The following is a 22,556-nucleotide window of genomic DNA, read 5'->3' as shown; positions in this document are numbered from 1 at the left end:
TTGGGCTGGCTGCACTCAAGGTGTGTGGGTTACTCTGTCCCTATGGTTCACTCAAAGTAAATGGGTTGCTCGACAATTCTGGCTCACTCCCACTTTGTGGGTTACTACTCTTGTATGGCTCACTCAATTATTTTGGGTTGCTCGCCTATTGTGACTCGCTCGCACATATTGGGTTTCTTGTCCTTTCTGGCTCACTCACTGGGAGTGGGTTTCTCACATTTCTTGGCTCACTCACTGACACTGGGTTGCTTGCATTTCATGGTTCGCTCATTTCCTATGGGTTACTTTTACGTTGTGACTCACTTGCACCCATTGGGTTTCTAGGATGTGATGGCTCACTCGTAGATTATGGGTTACTCGCAGACATCGGCTCACTCTTTTCTTGTGGGTTTGCTCATCTCTGATGGCTCACTCACTGTGAGTTGGTTGCTCACGTGTCTTGGCTCGCTCGGATATAATGGTTTGCTCCATTTGTATGGCTCACTCAAATCCATTGGGTTGCTCGTCTCCTGTAGTTCACTCACCGTCGTTGGATTGCTCAAATCTTGTGGTTCACTTATCAGTCGTGGGTTACTTTTCTTGCACGGCTCACTTGGTGGTCACGGGTTTCTTTCATTTTATGGCTCACTCGTTTCTTATGGGTTTCTTCTTTCGTGTGGCTCGCTCCTCACTCATGGGTTACTCGAAAATAATGGCTCACTTCCACTGCCAAAAAGATTTGGGCTCAACCTTCAGAAGGTTGAGCCCGTGTGTAACGGTCTTAGACCGTTACCGTTTTGCTCTCCTCGGTCGTGACGTCGGCGTCGGACACCCGTTCCAAAGACCCCACGTCTTTGTCGCACATCTGCCACGGGTCGATGATGTCCACGTGGCCGAGTATGCCCTGCACGTAGGGATTGGTTACTGGCAAGCCCTCGGCTTCGCGCCAAATGGCCCAGAGGTGGTCCAAAAATCTCTGAACCATCCACCGCCGGCACATCATGTCCAGATGCCCCTCAAACAACACCCCCTCCTGCTCCTTTTTGGGAGACAGTTTGGTGTTGCAATCGGGGCAGAAGAAGGTCGTCTTTGGGACTGTCTTCTCCTGAACACATTTGGCACAGTAGCGACCTTTGGGCGTAGGCATCACCTTGACACCAAGACGTCCAAGCTCGGCCAGCTTCCAGCCCTTGTAAAGAAGGTACTGCTCGTAGTACCTGTTCTTCCTGAACATGAAACCAAACTGGCCAAGCCGGAACAGAATCGTCCGGAGCTCAAGGTTGAACTCCAACAACTCACCAGCCTCGCGCTTGCTTTCCGGGGTTAAACCGGCAAACTTGCGCAGGGCGCTCGGTTTGGTCAGACGCTCAATCCCCCGGACGAAAACCCAGAGATTACCACTACCGTCATCCACCGGCTGAGGATATTTGATGCCCGGCGGAATCATGACGTCCCCGGCGGGATACCACTTTCCGAATTCCTCAATGATGCCGAGGATTTTGCCCATGATCTCCAGATAGCAGCCTGTTATCCGGCTCCACCAAAAGAACGTGGGGTGACTTGTGGCGTACTCCTTGAGCTTGCCGTCAACGAAACTCTCAAGGTGCTTAGTACGCTTCTCAAGCTCCTTGGTATCGGGATCGGTGCGTTTGGCGATTGCCAAGTGCGCATTGCGCACTTGCGAAGCCACTCGCAAGCCTTCTGTGCTTAGAGCGGAGGCGGCAAAACCAGCCGCTCCGATTGGTTTTGCCAGACCCAAAGGCCTAGCAAAACCGTTTCCATTGCCCTTTACTGCATTGGGTTTTCTGGTCATTTCCTGATTCTCCTCTACAAATTGGGTTGTTAAACAACGAGATTTTTAACACTTTCATTATAACATAAACCCAAAAGAAATGCAAGTTTTCGTATTTTGCTAACTAGCCAAATAAAAAACCGCTTTTTATGAAGCGGCAATAACCATAAAACTTGTCAGGAGCTCACTCTGTCTTGAATTGATAGAATTTCGCGGATTTTTTAGCTTTTTCTAATTTTTTGGAAGCGGAAGCTATTTTGTATCTTAATTCTTTTAACTTTTTAATTTTATTTTCTACCTCTTCTCTAGTAACCGACTCCAGGGGTTGATCAATAAAAGCCGTTCTTTCACTCTCTGCTATTTTCAAATTTTCTCTCAATTCATCTAATTTTTTTGTTACCAATGGCTGAATAATTCGTCGCTCTGGTTCTTCTGATACAGATATAGGAGGATTAACACCAAAAATTATTCGAAATTCTAGGCTAGGCGATAAAAGGATTCCAACCATGGCTATGATTATACATATCGTCGCAATTAATATGAGAAAAGCAGACCCAACGCTACCTTTTTGGTACTTTTTTTCCATAATTTTTTCTCCTTTTTCCTAAATTGTTAAGCAACTCAATAGTATTATGTATTATACACGATTACTGTTTAGTGTCAAATGGTAAATTTAAAAAAATGGCGGCTGGTAATTTAATAACATCTTATCCTCTACCCAAGTGCCAATGCCTGCATTATAATTATTGGTTATGAACAAATCTCAAACTGCCATAGACAAACTTCCACCGCAAAATATTGAAGCCGAAAAAAGTTTGATTGGTTCGCTTTTGCTTGATAAAGAATCAATAAATAAAATTGTTGATTCTCTTGAACCACAAGATTTTTACAGCCGCACCCATCAGATAATATACGAAAGCATGCTCCGTCTTTACGAAAAACGGGAACCGATAGATATTTTGAGTTTGTCCAATCTGCTTGAAGAAACCGGCCACCTTGAAGCCATCGGCGGCGTCGGCTATCTCACCTCCCTGGTCAATTCCGTTCCCACCGCCGCTCACGTAGTAAATTACGCCAAAATTGTTGAACGCAAAAAGGTCCTACGCGACCTCATTGACACCGCGCACCACATACTTGGTCTTGGCTATCAAGAAGACGAGGATGTGGATACACTCCTTGATCAAGCTGAACAAAAAATATTTTCAGTTTCTCAAAAATCAATCCAGCAATCTTTCCAACCCCTTGATAAATCATTGCACGAGGCATTTGAACGCCTTGACATGCTGCATAAATCAGACGGTACCATGCGGGGAATTCCCAGCGGGTTTTACGATCTGGACAATATTACCGCGGGATTTCAAAAATCAGACTTAATCATTTTGGGAGCCAGGCCGTCTCTCGGTAAAAGCACTATTGCTCTTGATATTGCCAGACATGCCGCCAAAACTACCGGATTGCCAGTCGGCATATTTACTCTTGAAATGTCCAAAGATCAGGTCGTTGATAAGCTAATTGCCGCTGAAGCTGGTATAAGTTTATGGAAATTAAGAACTGGGCGCTTGTCATCAGAGGGCGACGGTAATGACTTTGAAAAAATTCAGATTGCCCTAGATAACCTCGCGCAAAGCAATATTTTCATTGATGATGCCTCATCACCGTCAGTGCTCCAGATTCGCGCCATGGCAAGGCGCCTTCAGGCCGAAAGAGGGCTTGGCATGCTGATTGTTGACTATTTGCAGTTAATACAACCCAACAGGGGCTATGACAGCCCGGTTCAACAGATTACCGAAATATCAAGAAATCTTAAGGCGCTCGCCAGAGAGCTAAGTATTCCGGTTATTGCCATTTCTCAGTTATCACGCAATTCGGAGTCGCGCCCCGACCAGCGGCCCAAGTTATCTGATTTACGCGATAGCGGTTCGCTGGAACAAGACGCTGACGTGGTTATGTTTATTTACCGTGAAGACCGCGTCAAAAAAGACACGGAAAAGAAAAACATCGCCGAGATTATCGTTGCCAAGCACAGAAATGGCCCGGTCGGATCAATTGAACTCTATTTTGACGAAGACACTGTGTCGTTTAAAAACCTTGCTAAAAATATATGAGCTCTAAACTCCAAAAACTGATTGAATATTTCACAAAACTGCCGGGGATTGGGCCGAGGCAAGCAACACGGCTGGTTTTGGCAATGGTGGAATGGCCAAAAAACGAACTGGACGAATTTTCACAATCAGTAAGCGCGTTAAAAGAGGGGGCTATTTTTTGTGATGAATGCTTTAATTTTGCGGACGATAATAAGTGCGCGATTTGCGCAGGCATCAAGCGTGATAAAACCCACATTGCCGTAGTAGAAAAAGTAACCGACTTGCAATCAATGGAAAATACCGGCGCATACAACGGCGTCTATCACGTGTTGGGTGGCCATATTAACCCGGCTAATGGCTCGCTACCCCAAAACCTTAGAATCACAGAATTAAAAGAAAGGATACAAAAATTGCAAAAACTAACACCGGACATTGAAATAATTATTGCAACCAATCCTAATACTTATGGGGAAACAACGGCACTTTATTTGGAAGAGGAACTACGGCCGTTAAATGTAAGAACCACAAGGCTGGCAAGAGGTTTAAATGCCGGTTCGTCAGTAGAGTATGCTGACGAAATCACACTTTCTAACGCACTAAAAAATAGAAGATAGTTAAGAAATTATTTGTAGAATTTCTACCTTGGTGAACGGCTGACGATGGCCTTTTTTCTTTTTATAACGTGTTTTGTTGTGGTACTTGAAAACGATTTTCTTTTTGGCCCTGCCATGGTCAAGCACGCGAGCATGAACCTTCGCGCCTTCCACCAATGGCGTGCCTATTTTGACGCTATCGGCACTGCCGTTGCCGATCATTAATACTTCCTCAAAATCAAACTCGTCTCCCACATTGGGGTTTATTTTTTCAATTAAAAACTTACCGCCTTCGGTAACTTTGTATTGTTTTCCGCCTGTTTTTATAATTGCAAACATTTTTAAAACCTAACAAATTTTATTCCTTTAGTCAACAAAACTATGATTTGCAACAAAAAAGAGCCGCAGTGTCATAACGGCTCTTTGCTTAAGAGCGAGAAAACCAGCTGGACATCTTTTAGATCTCATGCGTCCCCGTCTTCAGGTCTTTTTCATCCTTTTCTGGCAACTTGGGCATCGGCGGGCCTTGGCTAAAAAAATGAAGAAACTCGCTTATTTTTTCTCTGGAAATTCCAGTCTGTGACAATCTGCCGGCGGCATCTTTCAAAATCATCGCCACAAGCCGCCCACAATTATCAACTAAGATGTTACCACCGTGAATCTGACTTTGGTCATTTTGGATAACCCTGGCGTTGACAACACCACCTGACGAAAGCATGAGTAAATCATCATCGCTATTGCCAACATCAAGAAAAACACCCAAATCTAAGTTGCTAACCGGAAGCGGGTGAATGAGTGCAAACATTACGAGTCCTTCTTCCAGATCCCAAGTCAATCTAATTGCCGGAATTCTTTTCCCTTTATAAATAACTACCGTTCTTGCGCCAATCAACATTAGCGGGGAAACGGTGGTTAACATCGTTTGCGGGTGAATCATGATTCCGTCTTGGTCTTCACGGTAAGTCATTCCACCATCCGAAATCTCTAAATGCATCTTCACCATTAACTTCTGCTCCTCTTGCACTGCCGTTCCGGATGTGGGATAAGCCGGCTCTTGCGCCAAAACACGCGCGTCTCCGATTAAAATAGTCATCAACGTAATCATTAAAACAAGACTGTTTTTCATGTCCTTTCTCCTTTTTTCAAAAAACTTTGTCCTAACACGCAAGAAAGCCGGAAACTCTCGAATCTTTTCCTTTGCGCATCAAAAACACGCGTAGGAATAGAGTCGACAGCTCCCGGCTTTTTTAGGCTTCATAGCCATTAAAGTCTGGGGACTTGCCCTTTTCTTTCTTGCTATTATAAGCATACGCTCAATATTTTATGTTGTCAACTGCCTGTACCGCCAACCGGATTTGAACCGGTGTTCCATGGCTGAGAACCATGTGTCCTGGGCCGGGCTAGACGATGGCGGCAATTGTGGACTAACCCAAATTATTATTATATATTAACAAAAAGTTTAGTTTTTTAAAAATTTAAGGAGTATCCTTTGAAAATTAACATATTCACAAAAGCAATGCTATTTTTACCGCGCAAAATTTTTATTGCCGGTAAAACTAGACAAGAAGCTCTAAATGTCGCGGTCAGGCTAAATGTAGAGGGATTTTTGACTACGATAGATGTGCTTGGCGAACATTCAAAAAACGAAGACAATGTTGGAAAGTCATTGTCGGAATATAAACAACTCGTGGACGATATTAAAAAGTATGGCATTCAGTCCACAATTTCAATCAAGCTTACCCATCTCGGTATGGAGCTCGGCTTTGGCTACTGCTTCAACGTTGTCAAAGATTTAGTCAGTTATGCTAGCCGAAACTGCGTAGGTGTTGAATTTGATATGGAGGAATTTAAATACAATCATGATACGATTGAAATTTTTCAGAATTTATCCAAACCAGAAGATAAAAACCGCATCTGTCTTCAAGCAAATATAAAAAATTCTTTTGAGAATTTGGATCTCCTACATGGCCATGGTCACTCGGTTAGATTGGTAAAGGGCGCTTATGAAGAGGCATCGGATGTGTCATTTTACAACCAGGAAGACATAACGGAAAATTTTAAGTTATTAATAAATCTGGCTTTTTTAGGCACAATACGAAATAAACTGCGAAGCATAATGGAACCCGTGCATGCCATTGCAAGCAGAGATAAGGAAATAATTGACTACGCTAGGAAATGTTTTGAGTCCAATCACCGAATCCTGGATAAGAATTGCATAGAGTTCCAATTGCTTCACGGCTATTTGGCGCTGGGCCGCCAGTTGCTAAGCGAGGGCTTCCCCGTAAGAATTTATTTGCCTTACGGCGAAGACAGCGTAGCTTTACCCTACATTCTCCGCCGTCTCAAAATCCCGCACGCCTGGAGACTACTATTTGACTGGCTACTCCAGCTCTAGCAAAACTCGCAATTAGCGGGTTTTTAAATTTTATTTTAGTTTATCGCCCAAGGAAATCGCATTTGATTCTTAAAAACAAAAGCCGATACCAATCGGCGGTTTTTATCACTTTTATAATTGATGAGAAAAGGATGTTTGTTGCCGGTGGAGGCGCGCGTATTTTGCGCCTGTCCCGAAGGGCCAGCAAAACACGCGCGCGTAGCCGGTCAGCAAACCTTAATGTTATAAACTTTTTTGAGAATCAAGTGCGATTTCTTCAACTATTTTTTCCATTTTCATTGCTCTAGACCCCTTCACCAGTACAACATCATTTTCTTTAATCATTTCCTGCACTTTTAATTTAGCCTCCTCGGAAGTATTAAAACTCATTATATTTTCCTTGGACATCTGATTGGCCGCAGAGTCAGCGATTAGCTTAGCGGCATTTCCGACTGTTACCAATAAGTCGCAACATTCAGCGGCCAAGTTCCCTATCGCACGATGGGCTTCTATTTCATATTTACCCAACTCTCTCATGTCGCCCAATACCGCGATTCTGCGGCCCTTCCGACCTAATTCTTCCTTGGCCTTCGTAAAATTTTTAAGCGCATCTAACGCCCCATGCATTGAAAGTGGGGAAGCATTGTAGGTATCATCAATAACCACCGAATTTTTAATTCCCGATAATAGGTTCATGCGTCCGTGTTGCAGATCTATATTTTCAAGCGCACCTGCAATATCAACCAGATTCATGCCAAAATGCAAACCAACCGCCGTTGCCGCCAAAATACCGTATATCTGGTGCTGGCCGGCGAATTTATTAATCCTAATCGGAATAAAAGTATTTTTGCTGTTTATTTTAAAAGATAGTCCGCCTATGTTTTGGTTATCATCAACTGCAAAATATGACACATCAGAGGCCCACACATCGGCAAGGTTAGAAAAACCAAACGTCACAACTTTGGCACCAAAAGTTTCTTTCATATCTAAAACCGTTTGGTCATCATAATTTAACACTGCCAAACCATTATGCGCTGGCAGACGTGTTATCAGTTTGGACTTTTCTTTAGCTACCTCTTCCGGACTTGCATAAAACCCCACATGCACCGGCACCTCGCCTACCGCCGTTATAACACCGATTTCCGGCCTGACAATATCAGCCAAATAATCAATATCGCCGGGCTTGGCGGCAGCCAGCTCTAAGACCAGCGCTTTGGGATATTTTTTCTTTGGTAATCCAAATGCCAGCCAAAAAGCTGGTACAATCTGATTCCAGAACTTTAAGAGCCGTAACCAATTTTTAAATCTTAGATTTGCAGTTGATAAGCGCGGATTAATCCCAATAACTGTTTCCGACACTCCAAATTCATTATTAAAATTTTCTTCAGTTTTTCTTACCCAAAACTTGCGGCTCAAAACCGTGAAAATCGCTTCTTTGGCCATAGTCTTACCCACCGAACCGGTGATGCCAATAACTGTCGGCTGATATATAATTTTTAATTTTATAATTTTATAAATAATTTCTAATGTTTAAAAATTAAAACATTAAGATTTATTTAAAAATTAAAAATTGGAAATTAAAAATTTCATCTTGTTGGGGGTATATTGAAGTATCTAATAAGGTATCTTGCTATATCCCCAAATACCGGCGATAAACTATCGGCGGCAAATTTAATTCCTTTTGGCCGTTCCATTTTGATTAAAATTACAAATCTTGGAGAATAAGCCGGAGCAAAACCGACAAAATCGTGTACAAACTGATCGTTGTCCAAATAGCCACCCCCACTAGGATCCGGGATTTGCGCCGTGCCTGTTTTACCGGCTACATCATATCCCTTAATCCTGGCCTTATCAAACCCTTTGTCTACCACATCAACCAGCATGGATTTAAGTTGAACAGAAGTTTTTTCTGTTATGGGTGCGCCCAAAATTTTGGGTTCCGTCTTAACTGTAGTTCCATCGGGTCTCATTATTTCTTTTACCAAATATGGCCGCATAAGTTTCCCCCCGTTTGCAATGGCTGAATAGGCATTTGCCAATTGAAGCGGTGTAACCGCAATGCCTTGGCCGAATGAAGCAGTCAAAAAATTTATTTTACGGCCACTGTAAAGATTGGAGATATTGCCTGAAATTTCGGCATTTAAATCTATTCCGGTTTTTTGACCGAAACCAAAACTAACCACATAATTTAAAAACTGATCATCTCCAGTTTTTTCTTGCGCAAAAATTGCCCCCGTGTTTAGCGAATGTTCCAATACTTGCCGCATGGTTTGAATCCCATTGGCTTTTTCATTGAAATTACGAATTGTATATCCGCCAATTTTTACCGCACCGGTGTCATCATAAGTTGTATTTGGCGTAATTACGCCACTATCCAACGCGGCCGCCATTGTAACCGGTTTAAACGATGAGCCGGGTTCAAAAACTTCTTGAGTATTGGGGTTTAAAAAATCGTTTAATTGATATTCCGAATAGTTATTGGGGTCAAAACTGGGTGAAGAAGCCATTGCTAGTATTGCGCCAGTATTCGGGTCCTCCACAATAATGGAACCTCTCGGCGCGCTCCATTTTTTTAAAACAGAGTTTAACGCTAATGCAACTACAGACTGTATATTTTGGTCAATTGTTAAAACAATATCGCTGCCAACTATGTTAAGATCTTGCTTTGCTTCGTTGCCTTCTGCTTCAGCATTTTCTTTTTTGGCATCATCTTTTCTCCAAAATTTTAAAAATTTGAAAATATCCGAGTAGGTTTTGTTACCCAGAATTTCCAGCGTTTTTGTTTCGCCGCCCAATATTTTATCGTAAGAAAATTCCACACCAGAGCGGCCAACACGCTGATTACCATCAAAACCGACAAAACCCAGAACATGCGCCGCTGAAAACACTTCATCATAGTAGCGAGTTATTTCTGAAGTGGCGGCCAAACCTTTTACTTTCAAACCATTGATCGCTTCGGCTTGTTTTTTTGTCAGATTCCTGGCAAGAACTAAGTAAGTTTTATCTTTTTGTGAAAGTAATGCTTCCAGGACATCTTTATTCTGGTTTAAAATCGGTGCTATTTTTTCCGCCAACTCTTTGGCAAAAGAAATAGCGGAATTGTTGGAATACGCAAAAAAGGAAGATCTGTTGGTCGCAACGATTTTAGTACCATTGGAAGCAATATCAGAAAAATAAATATTGCCCCGACCGGCCAATAATGCCGATGGGTTGCTGTACTGACTTTTTGCTGATTTTACAAATTCAGAATGTTGGGCAAGAGTTAAATTAAAAAGCCTATAAATGATTAGGCCTGTTAAAAAAAATATGGCAATTAATAATACGTTTGCCCGTGTTCCGCTTCTTATATTCCTAGCTATCATCTATTAAGAACGGCAAAACCGTCATTTTCTAAAATTGAATCAATGTCCTTGGCTTCTATTAATCCCGATTTTTGCCCATAAATAAGTAATTCCTTCATATTGTAGCTCACGCCTTGTTGTTCTTCAGTTAATAATCCGGCATTTAATCGGTTAAGCTCCGACCAACGCAAACCCAAAGCATATCTTTGAGAAACCAACAAATTAGACAAAAAGATGTAAGTTGTCATGGCAACGATCGCCATTGCCACCAAAATTAAATTGAATCTATAAACCGAAGAATTCTCCATCTTCGTAGAGACTGTTTGGTATCCGTTTGCCCCGCCTCTTTTGTAAAAAGGGCGATGGTTTAGTATTTCTGCATAAACTGCCACTTGTTTTAACCGAGACGTTCCTTCTCGGCAACTCTTAACTTGGCACTCCTGGCTCGCGGATTTTCACTTGTTTCCGCAAGTCCGGCAACAATTGGTTTCTTTGTGATTATGGCCAAATCACCGTCTTTAGCCCTTTCTCTGAAAAAATTTTTGACTATCCTGTCTTCCAACGAATGAAAAGATATAACCACTATCTTGCCTCCAGCTTTTAAAACATTTACACCACACTCAAGACCTGATTTCAAATTATCAAGTTCGTTGTTTACCGCTATTCTCAAAGCCTGAAAAGTCCTCGTCGCGTAATGTATTCTTCCACGCCTATACCAGAATGGCACCGCGTTTTTAATCACTTCTACCAATTCAAATGTATTTTTTATTGGTTTGTCTTTTCTGGCTTTTGTTATTCCCGCGGCTATTGATTTAGCAAACCTTTCCTCTCCGTAATCTTTGAATATCTCGGCTAATTCATCGTAAGAATAACGGTTTACAATCTTTTCCGCGGTTAATTCTTGGCCTAATCCGAATCTCATATCAAGGGGTTCGTTCTTTTGAAAACTGAATCCCCTGCCCGCTTCTTCCAGGTGCCAACTGGACACGCCTAAATCAAATAAAACCCCGTCAACTTCCATAAAATCATTCTCCCCGACAATTTTTTTTAAATTTACATAACTGTCATTTACTAAAATCGCATTATTTTTGAATTCGGAATTTTGAATTTTTAATTTTAACTTGTTTACCAGTTCGTTATCCGGATCTATACCCAATAATTTACCATTGGGCATAATTCTTTCTAAAATCGCCAGCGCGTGTCCACCACCGTCAATAGTCGCATCCACGAATTTTTGCCCAGGTTTGGGATCAAAATATTCTATAACTTCGTTTAGAAGAACCGGTGCATGCATACCAATTTTTAAATTTTTAATTTTATAAATAATGTCCTAATTTTTAAACATTTAGAAATTAAGATTTATTTAAAAATTACAAAATTACAAAATTACAAAATTCAGATGACCCCAAGCTCCCCCAACTTCTCCGCTATTCTGTCGCTATTTTTTTCAAGACTATTTTTATAATTCGTCCATCGTTCCTCATCCCAAACTTCTAATCTGTTGAAAAGCCCGGCGACAACTACATTTTTTTTAAGCACTGCGTAATCTTTCAAAAAATCAGGTATCAATATTCTTCCCAGCTGATCCATTTCAACTTCGGAAGCACCCGACAACAATAACCTCACAAATCCCCTTGTGTCCTGCTGGCCGAAAGGCAATTTGCCCAACTTGTCCGCCAACTGTTCCCATTCTTTCATTGGAAAAAGAAAAAGACAGCTATCCAAACCCCTGGTCAGCACCGCTCGATCACCGATTTCTTTTCTAAGTCTGACCGGGATAGATAGACGCTTCTTGGGATCAAGCGTGTGTTTGTATTCTCCAATAAGCATAGTTGCAACAGCAAATAATAAATTACCAGTCTTAAGTAATCGTCATTAATCTTTTTTACAGGTTCGTATTCTAAAATTCTCATCTTTCTTTATAAATGTTTATCAACAAAAAGTTTGGCTTATTCACACTTCTATCCACTTTCTTACACTTTACCTTAATTATATACCACCCAATTATAGAACCGCAACACTACGCAATGTGTATAACTTTAACGTCAATCCGATATTAGTCACAACCACCAAAAAATCGCCTAGAATGGCCGATTTTTTGGTGGTTATTCAACTTGAATATTCACTTTTTGTGTAATTCTATGTACAAGTTATCAACATCCACTGCCTGGTGGGCAACGAAGAAGTTGCCTACAATTCTCGCCGACTTCCGTCGGCTCGGTCGCAGGCCGCCCCTCGCGATATTTTCCGCCAATTGCAGAAAATATATCGCTACGGTCTTCAAATCCTCACGCAAACCAATCAATTGGTTTGCTCTGTGTGGGCACTGGAGGATTTGAACCTCCGACCTTTGCAATGTGAATGCAACGTTCTACCACTGAACTAAGTGCCCTGTTATATTCCCAATCTATTTATCAATTTCTCGTGAGGGCCGTCTAGAAGCACGCGTATGAAACGGTCAAACATGTTGAGGCGGTATTGAAATTCATCTTTGTCTAGAATGACGAATTTAATTTCTTTGCCGACTTCCGCTTCTAGAGCCTTTAAAAAAGACCGCAACTTTCTTTTTTCCAAATCATCGCCAACTATCAAGAGGTCCGGAATATAAGGATCGGGGTTGTCTTTATTTATAAACACGCCTGAAACAACAGCCAGTTTTACCTTGCCAAGATTATTTATTCTTTCTACCATGTCATTTTTTTCCGCTGGTAAGGATTTGAGGATCAGATCTCGCAGTTCAAAAAAAGAACCGAACTCTGTATTTAAAATATAGCTTAATTTTCTGTCAATTTTTTGGGCTATCTTTTTGGCTGGTTCTTTTTTTGACCGTCTTTTTTTGTTTTTGGATTTTTTCATGATCTAAAAATATGGCTATTTTTTAAATTTAATCAATCCGATTTCAGTAAAATTTTTAACTTCTTTATTTACTACCGACAATGGTTCTTGTATCCGAACTGATAATTCTTTAACACTAAATGACAGGCTAGGGTTGCGAAATAAAAACTTGAGTATTTTAACTCTTGTTTTTGAACCAAACAATAATTCGAAGAGGGATTTGTGTTTTGACATGTTTATATCTTTCGGATTAGAATTAGAGTAGGGAATTACACTAGGAAGAGTAGTAAATCGGCTTTACTGTGTCAATTATCAATACAAGCATGGATCCCGAACGAGACAGCAAGAGCAACACAAATAATCGTTTTGTAAAATTATGATTATCAATACCAGCAAGATAAACTTATATAATACGGAAATGCTCAAAAAGCATTTCCTGTCTCGTACGGGATGGAAAAGATAACTCTAAAACCAAGCGTAAAAGAACTCATATATAAAAACAGCGGGGGCAACGTTCACTTTGATGTTTTGTCTTACCAGGGCGCAAACGGGCAGGAAAAAATGCTGGGTTCACTTTTTATCCTGGGACACATTAAGTATGCTGACGAAAATCTTGCCTATGTTGTAAGCCTGATTTCGTCTTTGGCAAAAAGGGAATATTATTCCGAGTATTCTCTCCGCGAACAAAACGCCAAGGGCTCCTTTGAACGAACACTTAAAAAACTCAATGAGGTTCTGGATGATTTTTTCCAAAATAAAAATTTCAAATTGGATATCGGCCTAGCGGCCATATCCGGCGACAATATCTATATCTCAAGGTTGGGCAAATTTAAAATAGCCTTGGCGCGCAACGGCAGATATATAGATATCCTCAACAACATAGAGCTTTTCAGCAAAGATGCGGAGGGAGAAAAACAGTTTTCAAATATTATTTCTGGCAAAGTACAGCCAAACGACAAAATTTTTGCTTATTTTCCGTTTAGATCCATAACTTCAAGAGAGAAACAGTTAAATGACATTTTTGTTAAAGATGGCCAGGACGAATTCGGTCAAAAAATCGCCCACCTTGCGGCCAATGCCACCAACTTTTCTTGTTGCGGCGTCCACATGGACATACGCGAAATAAAAGAGATACCAATTTCAGCTATGGCCCCCAAAACAATCAGGCCAGTCCAAATCAAAAGCGAAAAAACTGACGGGCCATCTGATAAATTAGCGGCATCACTTACTACTAACTCTCCAAATTCAGCCGCTGTTCAAAAAGAAAACCAAAACCAACTGTTAAACGAGGAACCGACCAAATCTGTTTCCTTGCAAGAATTGCCGGAACAGTCAAGAATTATACCCGCAGAATTTTTGGTTAGCAAAAGGGTTAATATTTTTACACCGCTTTTGAACACCATTAAAAAGCTGGGATTAATCGGTAAATTAAACAATCGTGCTCACCGTCACAGTTTTATTGCATTATCGGTAATTGTTTTAATACCAATTTTGGCTTTCGTCTTATTGAAAACTGGGGGCAATTCCGGCACAGAGAAAAATATCATTAAACAAGCCGGCGAAAACCTGAAACTTGCGGAATCACGCATAACTCAAAACAACTTAAGAGACGCGAGATCATTGCTCCAAGCGTCACTGGTAAGCCTGACTGATATTTCCGGAAAAAAAGCCGATGATACAAAACAACAAATAAACCAGATACTGGATGGCCTGGATCACGCCAGTAATAAGGAACCGGTACTTTTTGCTGATCCGACGGTTCAAAATCAAAATTTCAAAGCAAACTTTATAACAGCAGCTGGCGATCTGGCTTTTTTGACTGATTCCGATGGAATCGTGTCGTCTGTCACTCCAAATGAAAATTCTAATTTGAGTCAGTTTAAGATAATACCGCAATTTTTGTTTAGCATTCCATCAGGAATCTTGTTGTTTAACGGTTCGGAAACTTTTGGAGTTTACAATTTGGAATCTAAAAAAATGAGTGAATACTCATTAAAGGATGCATCACCAGCAGTCGATGCTATTCTGTATGAAAACAATCTTTATACACTCTCGGGAAACATTATTTACAAATATGCCGATGCAGCAACGGGCGGCACAAAACGAACTGGCTGGTCCAATAGTGATCAAAGTGCCAATCTGCTATCCATAACTGCCGACGGCAACATCTATGCACTCACAAGTGAGGGAAAATTGTTCAAATACTTCAAGGGTGAGAAAGTTGGCGAGTCGGACCTTAAGCTGATTCCTGCTTCAGGCAGCCGCATTTTCACCTCTAAGGATTCGGCATTCATTTATCAAACAGATAAAGCCAACAAAAGAGTTTATATTTTTGACAAAACAACAGGTGAAATCAAGACAACATACAAACTTGACACCGTCGGCACGCCACAAGACATTTCTATATCTCCCGACGGCACTATCTGGATACTCTCGGCAGACAATAAAATTTGGACAATCAAATAATCAACTAACTAAAAATCCGCCTTTCGGCGGATTTTTAGTTAGTTGATTTCAAGCGGTTCTTGGTTCTTATTTTAGTTCCACTGTCGCGCCTGCATCTTCTAACTTCTTTTTGAGTTCCTCGGCCTCTTCTTTTTTGGCTCCTTCTTTGACGGTTTGCGGCACGCCATCAACCAAATCCTTGGCTTCTTTAAGACCCTTGCCGGTTACTTCGCGAACAACCTTGATAACTTGTATCTTCTGTTGTCCCCCGTCTTTCAAAATTACCGAAAAGCTATCCTTTTCTTCGGCTGCTCCCACTCCCTCTTCAGCTGCCGCTCCGGCTGCCGGCGCAGCCATAGCCGCGGCGGATACACCGAATTTCTCTTCAAGAGACTTAACTAATTCGTTCAATTCGACCACAGACATAGATTCAATATCCTTTATGAAATCCTCTTTGTTCATTTTGTTTAAATTTTTAATTTCCAATTTTTAGTTTTTAAATAAATCTTAATGTTTTAATTTTTAAACATTAAAAATTATTTATAAAATTATAAAATTAAAAATTATAAAATTAGTTTTATTTTTTATCTGCTATTTGTTTTAATGTTATCGCTAAGGCTTGCAAGGGGTACTTCATCATGCCCAGCAATCTTGCAATCATAACCTCTTTTGACGGCAGCTTGGCAAATTCAATAAATTGCGCGAGATCCAAGAACTTGTCGTTCCATATGGCACCGAAATACTTCAATGCCGGGCTTTTCCTCGCAAAACTATAAATTGTCTTGGCGACCGTTTGTCCGTCTCCATATCCGATAGCGGCACCCAACGAACCCTGGTACTGAAAAACATCAATTTCACTTTTGACATCTTTTAACGCCCTGTCAAGCAGTGTTTTTTTCTCAACCAAATATTCCGAGTTAATTACCCGGAGTTCATTTTTTAATCTCCTCATTTCCGCGACATTCAAACCCTTTTCACCATCTCTGGCAAAAGAAGAAAATACTACAATCTTAGCTTTTGCCAATTTGTCTTTTAGCTTTGCCAGTTCTTCTTTTTTTTGTGTTTTTGATTTCATCCCGTATGAAGTAGCTGCTGCATCCCGAACGAAGTAAGAAACCTCCGGTTTCTGCCGAAATAATATTTCGGACTTCGTACGGGATTCATTTTTAAAACAAAAACGGTCTTTTAAACCGTAGCTCGATCCAAAAAAGGCTTAATACCTCGGCGGGACTTATGCCATTCTCTATATCGAGAACCTGCCCGCTTTCTACGGTAAAATTAGCTTAGCAAATATTTTTTTAGGGGTCAACCCCTATTGGTTCAAGCCAAAATTAAACGTATTTTTAACCAAATCCGGGTTGATAACATACAGAATCAGGTAAGCCGCAAAAAGTAAAATTGTGCCTACAACCGCATTGGTTATTTTTGTCTTAGCATCGCTTATTTTGCCAACATTGCCTGCGGCAGTCAGCAGTAAAAAACCGGCATACAAAATCCTGACAAAAACAATTATACCTACTATAGTAAGAGAGAAACTATAAACTGAACTAATAAAAGCCGGCAAATCCGGCTGGTCAAATGTCGGTAGTTCAACCGCCCGAGCGTAATTTACTAAAAAATTTATTAACATATTTTTTTTGAATTATAATTTATAATTTAAAATTTATAATTTCAGATACTTAGCCCTCGCTCTCGCGTGTTCTTCTGCGGTCTTAGAAAAAATTGTGGTTCCGTCCCTTGCACTAAGATAAAACAGATAATCGCTTGGCTGCGGATTCAAGGCGGCGTTTATCGCCGTCAATCCAGGATTCGTTATCGGACCGATTGGCAATCCCTTCCTTTTATATGTATTATAGACCGAATTCTTTGGTATGTTATCCACAATATTTGCCAGTGAAACATCGCAGATACGCCCGAATAAAAATTCCGGGTAACAAACTCCATAAGCAACCGTGGCATCAATTTCCAGCGGCAAATCCAAACTAAACCTTTTTTCAATAATGCCCGCTACTATTTTCATATCCTGCTCTGTCTTTACCTCCCTCTCTAAAATTGAAGCTGTAATAACAATCTCTTTAATTCTTGGCTGGCTAATTCCTTTAAATACATCTACGGTTTTCAGCTCAAAATTTTCCCGCATCTTTTTAACAATTTCTTCAACACCATTATTTGCCGTATTATTGCCACCGGCTTCATTAAATCTATATGTGTCCGGGAAGAGATATCCCTCGTGTTGTAATGCCGCCCCCAAAAATTCTCCCGCCTTTATTATATTAGCTTTTGTTAATATCCTGTCCGCATCTGCGATATTCGTCCCCTCCGGAATGGTAACAACCATACCCTCCGGCTCTGATCTGCCTTCCGCAAAAATATTTACCAGTTCTCCGATACTGGCATTGGCGGGTATTTTATAATTTCCGGCTTTAAAATTTCTCTCGTTGCCGGAAGCTATGGCATAAATCACAAAAAGATACTTATTTAATATCAAATCTTGTTTTGCCAATGAACGTGCAACTGAACCCAAAGATTGGCCCCTCTCAATAACAAAACTTGCTTCTATGGGAAGCGTTCTGTGAATTAAAGAGTTTGGCAAAATTATCATAACTACCCCGATAATTAGGGCAACCATGATAATCATGGCGCTAATTTTATAATAATTATTTTTCAGAATAGGTTATTGATCTAAGGGTTTTTTATCTAAAACCCTGTCCGGGGGTATCGTTCTTTTGCCGGAACGCAACTGGGTCAATCTTTGTCTAATTAATTCGTTATCGGGGTTGAATTTTTCTATTTCCTCAACCTGCTTTAGCGCATTATCCAGATCACCACGTTCTTCAAAGACTAATGACAAATACCATCTGGCGTTGGAATAGTTCGGGAAAAGTATCACCGCCTGTTGCCACACCGTAAAAGCGTTATTCTTCTGGTTGTTGCGATAATAAAGGAGTCCCAATTGGAACGCCACGCTTGGATCCTTTGGATTGGCCGCTCGTAATTTCTCAAACTGCTTGATAGCATCCGGCAACTTATCTTGCCGATCATAAACCACCGCTAAGTTAAAGAGGGCTTGGCCAAAGTTGTTATAAAAAGAAATTGCTTTTTTATAATTTTCCTCCGCCCTTACCAAGTCATCGCTTATTTGTTTGCGAACGGCGGCAAAATCAACACCTCCCCGATTTTGAGAATTATTTAACGCCCTTTGCAGATTATCAGATGCGGACAAGTAGACATTACCTATTCTTAAATAAGTATTCGGATCGGCCGGATTGCGCGTCAGAGACTCGTTATACATATTAACCGCCGCCTGATTGGCTCCGCTAACTAAGGTCATGATGTTTTCATAAATCAAACCGCGATTTATCCAATTTTGAGAATCAGCCGAATTGGTATCGGTTGCCCTTAATGCAATGCTGACTGCCGAAGCAATCTGGTTTTGTATTTTGCTGTCATAAGTTTCACGGCTTTCGCCCTTTTGCGGACCTTTTTTCAAATCTTCCGCCAATTGGGCCACAACCGCTTGGGATAGTAATCTGTAAGCCCTGGTATCATTCGGGTTACCGTTGGCACTTTTTACAAAATATTCTATGGATTTGCTCAAATTGCTATTTTCCAAAGCTCTAGCCAAAGAAATATTGGCCGCGTAATTTTTGGTTGTAAAGTAACCCGCGACCAAAACCAATACTAATCCCATTATAAAGGCCAGTGAACCGGCAAAAGATAGTTTCGCATCACTTTCAAGACTAATTGTGCGTTCTTGGCTGGAATCCGAAGTCAGAACTATCAAGGCAAGCAACAAGAATAAAAATGCCATGGTTACAACATTGAATGGGTATAAAAAGTAAGCTACCAATAAGCCAAAACTTGCGGCCCAAATAGCGCTTGTCTCCGCACCGCTATTAAAACTGTCCTTAATTCGTGCTGTCATCTCCTTCCAGTAGAACCAAAGAAGCGCAATAAAACTTAATATGGCCAAAAAACCTCCTTCTGCCGCAGAATTGTACAACTCTGATGCCGAATCACTAAACCTGAATCGGTAAAAAACAGAGTTAGCTATGCTAGTCGGCTTAAACTTATCATAAGCAATCGCAAAATTTTCAGCTCCATAGCCCGAAGGCTTGGTTCTCAAAGAATTTAAATCTATCTTCCAAGAAGTTTTGTGCGATGGCGCAACCTCTACCGGTAATTTTGATTTTAATGACGTCCAGTTAAAATTAATCAACATTAAGAAAACGCCCAAAACGATCACGACCATCGGCATTGCAAACAATTTCATCTTCCTATTTTTGACCAACCTGGCATCACCGACAGAATCAAAGTACACCAATGTCAACAAGGATATAAAAGTAATAACCCAAACCGGCCACCAATTGATAAGTATGACCAGCAAAAGAGCGGACACTATGCCTATATAACGCAAGCCGCCGGCAAGCATTGAAATCAAATTCGGTTCGGCCAAGTTTTCGTCGTCATGTTTTTTTGCAATACCAGAAGGAATAAAAAATACTAGGGATAAGGCGGCCAATATGCCTAGAGAGTTCAAAGAGCCGACACTGTTAAAAGCTCTGGAAGCAAAAACCGTTCCCTTAAAAAGAAAAATGCCAAAAACTTGCAATACTCCAAAAATAAATGCCAGCGCCAATGATGCAGTGACAATTTTCTTCAATTTATTTCCTCTGTCTTCAATGACGTTTACTGCCAAGAAAAACAAGACAGCCAATGAAGCAACGGTTACAAAAGCGGCGCTTCGACTCTCTCCAACACCAAATAAACTGGTAAACTTGTTAACTGAAAAAATAACCGATATGGCACTAGCTGCCATGATGCCGGCAACAGGAAAATAAAACAAAGTCGGTTTATAACTAACAATACCGCCCCTGATAATATCAACCAGATACAAGACTAGCCCGATACCGGCTACCGCAATTAACAAAGTTTGCTTATTGAATTCCAAAATATCCGCCGTCCACGGTAAAAACCAAAGCGGCAATATAAAGACTGCGGAATAAACTAACCGGCGTATTGTCGTTCGAAACAAAGGAGTAACGTTGGCCAAAATTGGCTCTTCTTGGTACTGAACGGCATCAGAACTGCCATCTCGGTTTTCACCTTCTTCCACCACCGTGGAATCTGACTGACTTATTTCTGAAAAATTTCCAAAATCCTCTTCGTATGAATCAACCTTCATAAAATCATGACCCGGTAATCACAGCGAATTGCCAATCAAATCGGCCTCCCGTGCAAATTACCAAGGGCTGAATTAAGATATTAAAAAAATTAATTTATGGTGTCAACGCGTCAGTCGGGGTTGGGGTTGGACTTAGTATCGTTTCCACACTTGATTCTGGTGTAGGACCAGAAGAAAGTGTTGGTACCTGTCCCGTAACTCCGCTATTGGCGGGTGGTTCCGGGGTCGGCTCTAATGGGGTATGACTTGGCGATTCAGACAAGATCGGTTCTGGGGTCAATAATATCTCTGGTGTTGGAATCGGAGACACGCTAGACTCGAGGTTAATTGAGGGCTCCGTAGATGGCGTTGGATTTTCTGATAGGCTCGGCTCTGGAATTGGTATCGGAAACGGAGTTGGCTCATTTGTTGTTTGAGTTTGACTGTTTGTGTTTTGCCCATCTGCGCCTTCATATCCTTTTCTTCTTGCAATCACCAACCAGTCAAATTTACCATCGCTTAGTCCGTTGAGCTCGCGGATAGTAAACCCATAGGGTGTTTTGTTTGCAACATATAGTTGTCCGCGGATTGTATTCGTCGTAGGCGTAACTATGACCTTAATTGACGCTACATCAGATATCAAGGCCGTGAATGAGTAATCAAAGTAAATTTTTGCCTCACCACCCACCAAATCAGATGACCCACTTAGTTGCACTTCTCCCCTCGTGGAATCTACACCATAAGTTGCTATATAGTTGCCGTTTTCGGCCAAGTCTGCCTTTGATTGCTCCGCCGCCTGCGCCCCATTACCGCTGAACAGCGACAGCGTATCCAAATCGGCGTCATTTGAAATGATTACATCCCTTGAAACCCAGTTGGCAGCCATTGTCGCAATATCCACGTTCGGTAAGATATTTGCCACGGTATAATAAGTTTTTTTAATGCCATCGGTTATAAAATCTCCTTTAGCCCAAATACTCTGGAATATCGAAACCGGCGCATCAAAAATTAAATTTTTTACCGCTTTTAACTTTAGACTGTCAAACTCGCTTGAATGTTCTAGCGCCACCGCGCTCCCCGATGCGTAAACTCCCAGTATATCATCAACAGATAACCGGTTATTAATTGTAACACTGCCGCCGGAACTGCCAGAATCGACAATAACTCCGTTGTTGTTTAATTGCGCCGACAAACTGGCTATTTTAGCATCAAGTTCCTGTATGCCCTTAACTACTTTCCATGAAGTTACCGGCGTAACTTTGTAAAAACCATCGTCGCCAAGTGAAACCAGTTCTGAATACTTTTCCAGTAAATCCTGCGCGACTACACCGGTTTTTTCTTCCTGCGAAGATATGACCACATAATCTTTTATTGGAAGGCCCAACAAATACGGAAGAGCTGGAGATGCTTCCCTTATATTAGTTTTGAGCCTGGCATCAGATGAACAAGAAAAACCGGTATCGGTAGATTCCGGGTTATAATCGCAAGTTCCGTCGCTATCTTGCAAACGCAGGACGGCCTCGTCCGACGTGGACGCCACATGCAACTTCATTGCCGGTGTTGTTGTTCCCATTCCAATATTGCCAAAATTATTAATGGTCATGCGTGTTATGGGATTTCCGACTATATCATTATTCGTACCAAAGGTCAGCGAGTAACCGCCGCCAACAGGAGTCGAAAACCCTATATCGGCCCCGTATATTGACCCGTTATCATCATACATTCCCAATGCACTCCAAACTACATTTGTACTGTTAATACTTGCCCCGATTTTGATAAATTTTATATCATAGTCAGTTGATGTGTTTTCAGAGTTAACCATCTCTAACTTGGTTCCCGGCGCCGTCGTCCCTATCCCCACATTGCCATTCGGCATTATCCTGCCTCCGGCAAAACTAACCTGCGTGTCCAAGAAATCCCAAGTATAGTTGCTTGAAGTTGAGGCGATG

The 22,556-nt window shown here is 41.2% G+C and carries 20 protein-coding genes and 2 tRNA genes; 4 read left to right on the top strand and 18 right to left on the bottom strand.

All coding sequences use genetic code 11. The annotated features are described in order from the left end of the window. Positions 1–760: 760 nt before the first annotated feature. Together HYT61_01960 and HYT61_01955 are read right to left on the bottom strand one after the other, a co-directional pair. Entirely contained in the window at positions 761–1,792 is a 1,032-nt protein-coding gene (locus HYT61_01960; GenBank protein ID MBI2062985.1) for a hypothetical protein, read from the bottom strand. A gap of 163 nt (positions 1,793–1,955) precedes the next feature. Next, positions 1,956–2,357, bottom strand: coding sequence for a hypothetical protein (locus HYT61_01955; GenBank protein ID MBI2062984.1), 402 nt, complete (start codon positions 2,355–2,357; stop codon positions 1,956–1,958). Between the two features lie 166 nt (positions 2,358–2,523). Here HYT61_01955 and dnaB point away from each other — a divergent pair, with 166 nt between their 5' ends. Both dnaB and recR read left to right on the top strand, forming a co-directional pair. Beyond that, positions 2,524–3,876 carry a replicative DNA helicase gene (gene dnaB, locus HYT61_01950; GenBank protein ID MBI2062983.1) on the top strand — a complete coding sequence of 451 codons (1,353 nt, stop codon included), beginning with the start codon at positions 2,524–2,526 and terminating at the stop codon, positions 3,874–3,876. Next, the gene (recR, locus tag HYT61_01945; protein ID MBI2062982.1) at positions 3,873–4,469 is read left to right on the top strand and encodes a recombination protein RecR; all 597 of its coding nucleotides are present in this window, start codon (positions 3,873–3,875) and stop codon (positions 4,467–4,469) included. The genes dnaB and recR overlap by 4 nt, the downstream gene beginning before the upstream one ends. Here the strand turns inward: recR and rplU are convergent, their stop codons facing one another. The 3 genes from rplU to HYT61_01930 form a co-directional block, all read right to left on the bottom strand. Further along, positions 4,470–4,787, bottom strand: coding sequence for a 50S ribosomal protein L21 (gene rplU, locus HYT61_01940; protein ID MBI2062981.1), 318 nt, complete (start codon positions 4,785–4,787; stop codon positions 4,470–4,472). It abuts the gene before it with no gap. A 118-nt stretch (positions 4,788–4,905) separates the two neighbouring features. Then, complete coding sequence (locus tag HYT61_01935; protein MBI2062980.1) at positions 4,906–5,574, bottom strand: hypothetical protein; 669 nt, start codon at positions 5,572–5,574, stop codon at positions 4,906–4,908. Between the two features lie 214 nt (positions 5,575–5,788). Further along, positions 5,789–5,863: transfer RNA gene (locus HYT61_01930), tRNA-Glu, on the bottom strand. A gap of 74 nt (positions 5,864–5,937) precedes the next feature. Between HYT61_01930 and HYT61_01925 the strand changes: the two genes are divergently transcribed. Then, complete coding sequence (locus tag HYT61_01925; GenBank protein MBI2062979.1) at positions 5,938–6,843, top strand: proline dehydrogenase family protein; 906 nt, start codon at positions 5,938–5,940, stop codon at positions 6,841–6,843. Between the two features lie 222 nt (positions 6,844–7,065). On the opposite strand, the gene HYT61_01920 is transcribed toward HYT61_01925, so the two are convergent. The 7 genes from HYT61_01920 to HYT61_01890 all read right to left on the bottom strand — a co-directional run bounded on the left by HYT61_01920 (position 7,066) and on the right by HYT61_01890 (position 13,019). Beyond that, positions 7,066–8,265 carry a hypothetical protein gene (locus HYT61_01920; protein ID MBI2062978.1) on the bottom strand — a complete coding sequence of 400 codons (1,200 nt, stop codon included), beginning with the start codon at positions 8,263–8,265 and terminating at the stop codon, positions 7,066–7,068. 143 nt (positions 8,266–8,408) lie between these two features. Continuing rightward, positions 8,409–10,184: a penicillin-binding protein 2 gene (locus tag HYT61_01915; protein MBI2062977.1), complete on the bottom strand. Its 1,776-nt coding sequence runs from the start codon at positions 10,182–10,184 to the stop codon at positions 8,409–8,411. After that, positions 10,181–10,471 carry a hypothetical protein gene (locus tag HYT61_01910; GenBank protein ID MBI2062976.1) on the bottom strand — a complete coding sequence of 97 codons (291 nt, stop codon included), beginning with the start codon at positions 10,469–10,471 and terminating at the stop codon, positions 10,181–10,183. Before HYT61_01910 ends, HYT61_01915 begins: the two co-directional genes overlap by 4 nt. Positions 10,472–10,560: 89 nt before the next feature. Beyond that, a complete protein-coding gene (rsmH, locus tag HYT61_01905) occupies positions 10,561–11,457 on the bottom strand; it encodes a 16S rRNA (cytosine(1402)-N(4))-methyltransferase RsmH (protein ID MBI2062975.1) in 897 nt (298 codons plus the stop codon). A gap of 101 nt (positions 11,458–11,558) precedes the next feature. Continuing rightward, positions 11,559–11,993: a division/cell wall cluster transcriptional repressor MraZ gene (gene mraZ, locus HYT61_01900; GenBank protein MBI2062974.1), complete on the bottom strand. Its 435-nt coding sequence runs from the start codon at positions 11,991–11,993 to the stop codon at positions 11,559–11,561. A gap of 490 nt (positions 11,994–12,483) precedes the next feature. Further along, positions 12,484–12,555 (bottom strand) — tRNA-Val (locus HYT61_01895). Positions 12,556–12,557: 2 nt separating this feature from the next. Continuing rightward, positions 12,558–13,019 carry a hypothetical protein gene (locus HYT61_01890; GenBank protein ID MBI2062973.1) on the bottom strand — a complete coding sequence of 154 codons (462 nt, stop codon included), beginning with the start codon at positions 13,017–13,019 and terminating at the stop codon, positions 12,558–12,560. A gap of 429 nt (positions 13,020–13,448) precedes the next feature. Here HYT61_01890 and HYT61_01885 point away from each other — a divergent pair, with 429 nt between their 5' ends. After that, positions 13,449–15,464 (top strand): hypothetical protein, encoded by a 2,016-nt coding sequence (locus tag HYT61_01885; GenBank protein ID MBI2062972.1) that lies wholly within the window; start codon positions 13,449–13,451, stop codon positions 15,462–15,464. A gap of 66 nt (positions 15,465–15,530) precedes the next feature. Here HYT61_01885 and rplL read toward each other — a convergent pair whose 3' ends face one another. The 6 genes from rplL to HYT61_01855 form a co-directional block, all read right to left on the bottom strand. Continuing rightward, the gene (gene rplL, locus HYT61_01880; protein ID MBI2062971.1) at positions 15,531–15,905 is read right to left on the bottom strand and encodes a 50S ribosomal protein L7/L12; all 375 of its coding nucleotides are present in this window, start codon (positions 15,903–15,905) and stop codon (positions 15,531–15,533) included. A 115-nt stretch (positions 15,906–16,020) separates the two neighbouring features. Beyond that, positions 16,021–16,518, bottom strand: a complete 498-nt coding sequence (locus HYT61_01875; GenBank protein ID MBI2062970.1) for a 50S ribosomal protein L10 — start codon at positions 16,516–16,518, stop codon at positions 16,021–16,023. 237 nt (positions 16,519–16,755) lie between these two features. Beyond that, on the bottom strand, positions 16,756–17,073 hold the full coding sequence (locus HYT61_01870; GenBank protein MBI2062969.1) for a hypothetical protein: 318 nt from the start codon (positions 17,071–17,073) through the stop codon (positions 16,756–16,758). Positions 17,074–17,106: 33 nt separating this feature from the next. Continuing rightward, positions 17,107–18,081, bottom strand: coding sequence for an endolytic transglycosylase MltG (gene mltG / locus HYT61_01865; protein ID MBI2062968.1), 975 nt, complete (start codon positions 18,079–18,081; stop codon positions 17,107–17,109). 36 nt (positions 18,082–18,117) lie between these two features. Further along, positions 18,118–20,628, bottom strand: a complete 2,511-nt coding sequence (locus HYT61_01860) for a tetratricopeptide repeat protein (GenBank protein MBI2062967.1) — start codon at positions 20,626–20,628, stop codon at positions 18,118–18,120. Positions 20,629–20,722: 94 nt separating this feature from the next. Continuing rightward, the coding region (locus HYT61_01855; protein MBI2062966.1) for a tail fiber domain-containing protein at positions 20,723–22,556 on the bottom strand (1,834 nt) is incomplete at its 5' end.

This window comes from Candidatus Yanofskybacteria bacterium (assembly GCA_016181175.1).
In the GTDB taxonomy this organism is placed as follows: domain Bacteria; phylum Patescibacteriota; class Minisyncoccia; order 2-02-FULL-40-12; family IGHO2-01-FULL-4-A; genus 2-01-FULL-44-17.
The sequence above is the reverse complement of the archived record's forward strand: the minus strand, read 5'-3'. Positions and strand labels throughout refer to the sequence as shown.

Bases quoted from the DNA above. Each gene is read 5' to 3' on its own strand.
- HYT61_01960 (MBI2062985.1), bottom strand. From the start codon at position 1,792: ATGACCAGAAAACCCAATGCAGTAAAGGGCAATGGAAACGGTTTTGCT.
- HYT61_01955 (MBI2062984.1), bottom strand. From the start codon at position 2,357: ATGGAAAAAAAGTACCAAAAAGGTAGCGTTGGGTCTGCTTTTCTCATA.
- dnaB (MBI2062983.1), top strand. From the start codon at position 2,524: ATGAACAAATCTCAAACTGCCATAGACAAACTTCCACCGCAAAATATT.
- recR (MBI2062982.1), top strand. From the start codon at position 3,873: ATGAGCTCTAAACTCCAAAAACTGATTGAATATTTCACAAAACTGCCG.
- rplU (MBI2062981.1), bottom strand. From the start codon at position 4,787: ATGTTTGCAATTATAAAAACAGGCGGAAAACAATACAAAGTTACCGAA.
- HYT61_01935 (MBI2062980.1), bottom strand. From the start codon at position 5,574: ATGAAAAACAGTCTTGTTTTAATGATTACGTTGATGACTATTTTAATC.
- HYT61_01920 (MBI2062978.1), bottom strand. From the start codon at position 8,265: ATGGCCAAAGAAGCGATTTTCACGGTTTTGAGCCGCAAGTTTTGGGTA.
- HYT61_01915 (MBI2062977.1), bottom strand. From the start codon at position 10,184: ATGATAGCTAGGAATATAAGAAGCGGAACACGGGCAAACGTATTATTA.
- HYT61_01910 (MBI2062976.1), bottom strand. From the start codon at position 10,471: ATGGAGAATTCTTCGGTTTATAGATTCAATTTAATTTTGGTGGCAATG.
- rsmH (MBI2062975.1), bottom strand. From the start codon at position 11,457: ATGCATGCACCGGTTCTTCTAAACGAAGTTATAGAATATTTTGATCCC.
- mraZ (MBI2062974.1), bottom strand. From the start codon at position 11,993: ATGCTTATTGGAGAATACAAACACACGCTTGATCCCAAGAAGCGTCTA.
- HYT61_01890 (MBI2062973.1), bottom strand. From the start codon at position 13,019: ATGAAAAAATCCAAAAACAAAAAAAGACGGTCAAAAAAAGAACCAGCC.
- HYT61_01885 (MBI2062972.1), top strand. From the start codon at position 13,449: ATGGAAAAGATAACTCTAAAACCAAGCGTAAAAGAACTCATATATAAA.
- rplL (MBI2062971.1), bottom strand. From the start codon at position 15,905: ATGAACAAAGAGGATTTCATAAAGGATATTGAATCTATGTCTGTGGTC.
- HYT61_01875 (MBI2062970.1), bottom strand. From the start codon at position 16,518: ATGAAATCAAAAACACAAAAAAAAGAAGAACTGGCAAAGCTAAAAGAC.
- HYT61_01870 (MBI2062969.1), bottom strand. From the start codon at position 17,073: ATGTTAATAAATTTTTTAGTAAATTACGCTCGGGCGGTTGAACTACCG.
- mltG (MBI2062968.1), bottom strand. From the start codon at position 18,081: ATGATTATCATGGTTGCCCTAATTATCGGGGTAGTTATGATAATTTTG.
- HYT61_01860 (MBI2062967.1), bottom strand. From the start codon at position 20,628: ATGAAGGTTGATTCATACGAAGAGGATTTTGGAAATTTTTCAGAAATA.